Source organism: Microcoleus sp. B9-D4 (genome assembly GCF_036705105.1).
GTDB lineage: Bacteria > Cyanobacteriota > Cyanobacteriia > Cyanobacteriales > Microcoleaceae > Microcoleus.
Genome location: NZ_JAUBTS010000126.1, coordinates 1 through 6,113, shown reverse-complemented (window position 1 = coordinate 6,113; position 6,113 = coordinate 1). Strand labels below are relative to the sequence as shown.

Sequence of the window (6,113 nt, the reverse complement as noted above, 5' to 3'; positions counted from 1 at the left end):
GTCAGTTAAGACTTAGGCTGGTCAGAATAGCTTGTAATTTCTTACAAGCTCAGTGGCTTTAGCCCTGAGTTCCTGACAGTGAGAATAAATACTTAGGAGAAAGTTACCAAAATTATAATACTAAATTTAATTAAAACTTAAGATTTATTCATAAATATTTTTTATATATCGAGAAATGCGGATAAGAGTATCACGAATTGCTACACACGTCAATAGATTTTCGATTTTTGATTTTCGATTCAGGACTTACGAAAAACAAAATATAGCGTTTTGTAGGGGCAATCTGCCTGTGGTTGCGCCTATTCTGGTAGATAGTTGGGTAAGTCCTGTGTATTCAGGGCGATCGTAAATTAGCTTTCAATCAGCGTTCAATCTGGATCAACTCCCAATTCGCGCAACTTAGCCGCCAATCGTTCAGCCCTTTGCCTTTCTTGGTCAGCCCTTTGGCTTTCCTGCTCAGCCCTTTGCCTTTCTTGGTCAGCCCTTTGCCTTTCTTGCTCAGCTTGTTCTGAACTCCACAGCAACAAATTACCTACATCATCCCACCAGCGCAGCCAGTTCATGGTTTGTCCCAACCTTTCCCCCGACCAAATCCCCAGATATAGTTCCAGTTGTGGAATCCACACCCGCCCCTGCTCATTTGCTGAATGTAAAACATACCGCCCATCTTGCAAATAGCGCACTTCTAAAATACCTTCGTAGGGGTCATAAGTGACATAAGTAGGTATTTGAAGAATCTGTTCGTAAAAGTGGAGTTTACCATAGGGCGGAGTTGCTCTGACCGATAGTTCTCCTCCCTCTGCTTCCGAGAGAAACTCCATCACGATCGCCACATTAGCACCATCAGTATGAGGAGTATAACTACGGCGAATTACCCCCTCTGCTAGAGGATGCACTTGGGGTACATAAAACCAGTCTGGAGCTTTGACAACAATCTTTTTATTGACTGTGGCGACTAACCCCAAATTAGAGGCCATCAGCATTTCTGGCTGGATACATCCTGCGGCTCCCAGTGCATCGGTGAGACCAGCGGCGAGAGAAGGTTGTTGAATATTTTCCACCGGATCGTCGGGTAATACGAAGTTAGCTGGTAGGGGTTCCCAGGTGACGGTTAGTTTGGCTTTGATAGACGGGGCTTCGAGTACCATTGTATTAACCTTCAACCAGAAATGTTTATGTAAATTTATCTATATTAACTCAAGTTGCTAGTTTCTGAATGGGATGGGGCGGGTTTATCTGATTTGTCGGTGGGTGTCATATATTTCGGTGAACCCGCCCCTACAATTATTTATGTTATGCCTGGGAATTGTCACCCTTGATTTAAAACATCGATTTTAACTATATAAAGAGAAAAGCCGATCGCCAAAAGATGCAATTAAAGTGCGATCGACTAATTGCGAGATCCATTTTTCCGGTATTCCCCCCTCACCGTAAAAAGCCCCAGCAAACTGTCCGTAAACCGCACCCGTTGTATCCGCATCATCGCCCAAATTCACAGCCAACAAACAGCCTTCAGCAAAAGAAGAACTGTTGTAAAAAGCCCAAAGTGCCGCCTCCAAAGACTTGACCACATAACCAGTACCTTTAATTTCAGGAGGTTGTCGCAATTTAAAAGAACCCGCCGCAATCTCATCAATCTCTGCTACCAGCGGGTGAGCTTCCCAATAGCCCGAAATCGGACAATATCTTTCCGAAAGCAACACATCTTTAGCAACTCCATTCACCGCCCCCGCAATTAAAGCACCAAAATAGCGGCAAGCATCCACACAAGTAGCAGCACCGTGAGTAGTTCTCGAACTTTCTCCAGATTTTTCTATTACTTCCAAAGGATTTGTAGCATAAAACAAAGGCACGGGAGCCAAACGCATAATCGAACCATTTCCAGCAGTATGAGCATCGGTAGAACCGCAGTAAGGTTTTCTTGTATCTTCAAACTTCCAAAGTGCTTGTTGAACCGTATTGCCAATATCAAAACATTCACCCGTACTGCTGAAATTTCCGTCTCGCCACCACCGCAAATAAGTTTCTAATTGATGGACTGGATCGAAACCTTTTTTCTCAATCAAACTTTCAGCTAAACAAAGCGCCATCGAAGTATCATCAGTCCACTCGCCCGGTTGCAGTCGAAACGGGCCGCCGCCAACCATATCGTTAATAGGTGTAAATGTTCCTGGGCGACAGAACTCTAAAGTTGTTCCGAGAGCATCGCCAACTGCTAAACCAAGAAGACTGCCGCGATAACGTTCTATTTGCTGCATATAGTAATTGAAAATTAATAATTAGTAAGCACGTTATTATTGAATTATCATAGCTTGTCAAAACTATTTCTCTCTTCTCCTCTCTATTCTCTTTCTCTGCGTCCTCTGCGCCCTCTGCGGTTAATAAAAAAAATCTTGTTCACAAACGAAGCTGAGCCAAAAGACCGATCGAGCTAATATTGATGTTAACCTGTCCATACCCGAACTCAGACCTGTCCATGACACCCGATGTTTTCCCCGGAGCCGCTGCAGAACCGGCCCCTCAAGCGACACCCGAAGTCAGCCTTGATATGCAAGTCCGCCTTAAAACAGAAGATGGACAGCTACTACTGCTACTCCCCTCAGAAACTAACACCAGTGAATTACCAACAGCCACGGCCTCGACTTGGACTGAACTTTGGCAGCAGCTAAAAGTCAGGCTGAACGCTGGAGAACGCTTTTGGCAGGCAAATGCCGAAGTACAATTGATGGCGAACGATCGACTTTTAGATATCCGCCAACTACAAGAAATCGCCGATGCCCTCTCGGAAGTGGAACTGCAACTCAAACGAGTCCACACCAGTCGTCGCCAAACCGCCGTTGCCGCAGCTACAGCAGGCTATTGTGTAGAACAGCAGCCTCCGGTTTCTTCCCTGAATAAAGCCACTTCCGAAAAACCGCAATCGCTGGCGGAACCTTTATATTTGCAGATGACAGTGCGATCGGGCGTAGAAATTCGCCATCCCGGCACCGTCGTACTTTTGGGAGACGTAAATCCCGGCGGCTCAGTCATCGCCGGAGGCGATATCCTAGTTTGGGGCCGTTTGCGGGGAGTCGTGCACGCCGGTGCCGGTGGCAATACCAAAAGCGTGATTATGACCTTGCAGATGGAACCGATGGTGATTAGGATTGCTAAGTATGTTGCCAGAGGCCCAGAAACCTCACCCGCTCAGTTTTTCCCGGAAGTCGCCTATGTGACGCCTCAAGGGATTCGGATCGGTAGAGCCTCTGATTTTGACAAATCGCAGTTAGTCGGGGGTAATGGTTAGTTGACAGTTGACAGTTGACAGTTGACAGTTGACAGTTGGCAGTTGACAGTTGACAGTTGACAGTTGGCAGTTGACAGTTGACAGTTGGCAGTTGACAGTTGACAGTTGACAGTTGTTAGTTGTTAGTTGGCATTTGTTAGTTGTTACCAATTAGCAATTACCAATTACCAATTACCAATTACCAATTACCAATTACCAATTACCAATTACCAATTACCAATTAGCAATAACTAATCTAAAAATCGCTTATGGCTCGCATTATTGTTGTTACATCAGGGAAAGGCGGGGTAGGAAAAACCACCTCCACAGCCAATCTCGGCATGGCTTTAGCTAAGCGGGGACGCAACGTTGCTGTAATTGATGCCGATTTCGGTCTCAGAAATTTGGACTTGCTGCTGGGCTTAGAAAATCGGATTGTTTACACGGCATTAGAAGTTCTCGCTGGAGAGTGCCGATTAGAGCAAGCTTTGGTGAAAGATAAGCGGCAGCCGCGCTTGGTGCTGTTGCCGGCTGCCCAAACTCGGATGAAGGATGCCATCAGCGCTGAGCAAATGAAGCAGCTTGTGGGGATGTTGGGACCAAAATATGACTATATTTTGATCGACTCTCCTGCTGGAATTGAACAAGGTTTTCAAAATGCGATCGCCCCAGCTCAAGAAGGGATAATTGTCACAACTCCCGAAATCGCTGCTGTCCGAGATGCCGATCGAGTCATCGGGCTGCTGGAAGCCAACAACGTCAAGAAAATCAACCTGATCGTCAACCGGATCAGACCCGCAATGGTGCTGGCAAATGATATGATGTCGGTGCAAGACGTGCGGGAAATCCTCGCGATTCCGCTGTTAGGCGTGGTTCCCGACGACGAGCGCGTCATCGTTTCCACCAACCGAGGCGAACCATTAGTATTGTCGGAAACGGCCTCTTTAGCTGGAACTGCCTTCGACAATATTGCCCGCCGCTTAGAAGGCGAAAAAGTTGATTTTCTAGATCTCAATCCCCGTCGGGAAAACTTCTTTACTCGCCTCCGCAAGTTCTTAAATACTAAAATTATGTGATGTGCTCATTGGCGATCGAGCTTTAACAGCAGCGACCGCATCACAAAAACTACCCCAAAATTTCCCCCACTCACACCAGTTCCCAAAAAGAATGAAACTGTAGACCAGCTCCCAACCTGACGGGAATCACTTATTCCCCCATCGAAAATCGAAACTCGAAAATCGAAAATGGTATGACGTTTTCTATGCCTAACCCTTGACAAACCAGCCCGACCCATGATACACACACTTCTCGAACGACTTTTCCCGCGCACCCCTGACAACAGCCGCGACGAGGTAAAACGGCGCCTCAAACTGGTTCTAGCCCACGACCGCTCAGAACTCAGCCCAGAAATGGTTGAGTCGATGCGCCGAGAAATTCTAGAGGTGGTGTCTCGCTACGTGGAAATCGATACCACCGGGTCTGAGTTCTCGCTGGAGAGCGACCAGCGGGCCACAGCACTAATTGCAAATCTTCCGATCCGGCGAGTCAGACTCGAACATCCACCGGAGAATTTGCCCAAGAATTTGCCCCCGAATCGGCCAGAGAATCGACCAGAATATGTACCGGAGTATGTAGTCGAAATTCTCCCCGAAACAAGAGAGTGATAGGGATTGAGATTTTATTGTCAGGCAAAGAGTTCGATTCGAGCCGATCGGCATTTAAATTAAAGTATAGCAACCGCTTTCGTCGGTTAGAAAATAGACATAGCTGGTAAAAGTATAGTCATTTATAGGCATGGGAGGCTTCAAGTCCCTCCCCATTCACTTTTACTTTGAGCGGATTGACCCGCCTCGGCTGAACTACGCAGCTCCCTATCCCATTGCTGAACGCATTTGGGATTGCTTTTCTGAGGATGTTGTACGAAGCGTTGATATCAGAATTAATTAACTGACCAGTCGATGTTTTGTACAAACCTCGCTTGATACGCTTACCAGTAAACATCGGCTCTTTTTCTGTTTTCCCGTAAACAGGAATTGGGTCTAAACCCAGAAAGCTACTTCTGGACGTGTAGGATTCTTCCTGCACAATTACTGTGATTCCCACCAAGCGAGCTTTGTATTCTAACATCTCAATTAATCGAGAGTGAGGAATACTGACAAAATTTTGGTTGGTTTGTTTACCTAGATTGATATCGGTTTTCCACTGTGCATTTTTGCCGATGACCAGCGTTCCAATTTGGTTCACTACCAAATGGTCAACAATCACGCGACTAGCATGATGCAAGTAATTATCAACTTTTTGATGGCGACAACGAGTTAAGCGCTGAATCCGGGGTGACGTTTTGCGGTTCCCTTTTAACTGGGATTGTAATCGTGAAGAGCGTTTGTTGTAGAACTGGTTAATCGATTTCAATGGTCGCCCGTTGATCAACAAAGGGGTAAAACCCGGTTGATTTGAAGTTAACGCCACTAAATTGTCCAGTCCCAAATCAATACTAGCTACAGAGTTGGCATTGCCAAGGGTGGACTCCGCTTCATCATAAATCACCTCAATTACATAGGAATCACATTTCGGAACCAGCCTAACTTGACAAATCTGGTTGGGATTGAGTTGGGTTTTAATTGAAAGTTCAGTGCCGGAAAGTTTAATGATTCCTTTCTTCAACTGTTTGCTGCTAATTGCTTGAATCGTGTAAACGAGAAGGTTTCGCCCTTTAGTCTTATCTTTGTACTTTGGCAATTTTGGGCGACCCGTGAATTTTGAAGAGTCAGCTTTGTAAGCTTTAACGGCTTCAAAAAACGATTTCCAATTCTTGTCTAGCACCATCAAGATTTGCTGACTTACTTTA

The 6,113-nt window shown here is 45.9% G+C and carries 6 protein-coding genes; 3 read left to right on the top strand and 3 right to left on the bottom strand.

Annotated elements, in window-relative coordinates; translation table 11 throughout:
* Positions 1 to 368: 368 nt before the first annotated feature.
* Complete coding sequence (locus tag QUB24_RS32750) at positions 369 to 1,148, bottom strand: Uma2 family endonuclease (RefSeq protein ID WP_333157728.1); 780 nt, start codon at positions 1,146 to 1,148, stop codon at positions 369 to 371.
* Positions 1,149 to 1,334: 186 nt separating this feature from the next.
* Complete coding sequence (locus tag QUB24_RS32745) at positions 1,335 to 2,258, bottom strand: ADP-ribosylglycohydrolase family protein (RefSeq protein ID WP_333157727.1); 924 nt, start codon at positions 2,256 to 2,258, stop codon at positions 1,335 to 1,337.
* Positions 2,259 to 2,476: 218 nt separating this feature from the next.
* Between QUB24_RS32745 and minC the strand changes: the two genes are divergently transcribed.
* The 3 genes from minC to minE all read left to right on the top strand — a co-directional run bounded on the left by minC (position 2,477) and on the right by minE (position 4,929).
* On the top strand, positions 2,477 to 3,286 hold the full coding sequence (gene minC / locus QUB24_RS32740; protein WP_333157725.1) for a septum site-determining protein MinC: 810 nt from the start codon (positions 2,477 to 2,479) through the stop codon (positions 3,284 to 3,286).
* Between the two features lie 248 nt (positions 3,287 to 3,534).
* Positions 3,535 to 4,341 carry a septum site-determining protein MinD gene (minD, locus tag QUB24_RS32735; protein WP_333157723.1) on the top strand — a complete coding sequence of 269 codons (807 nt, stop codon included), beginning with the start codon at positions 3,535 to 3,537 and terminating at the stop codon, positions 4,339 to 4,341.
* Positions 4,342 to 4,557: 216 nt separating this feature from the next.
* Positions 4,558 to 4,929, top strand: coding sequence for a cell division topological specificity factor MinE (minE, locus tag QUB24_RS32730; RefSeq protein ID WP_333157722.1), 372 nt, complete (start codon positions 4,558 to 4,560; stop codon positions 4,927 to 4,929).
* Between the two features lie 118 nt (positions 4,930 to 5,047).
* On the opposite strand, the gene QUB24_RS32725 is transcribed toward minE, so the two are convergent.
* The coding region (locus QUB24_RS32725) for a transposase (RefSeq protein WP_333157721.1) at positions 5,048 to 6,113 on the bottom strand (1,066 nt) is incomplete at its 5' end.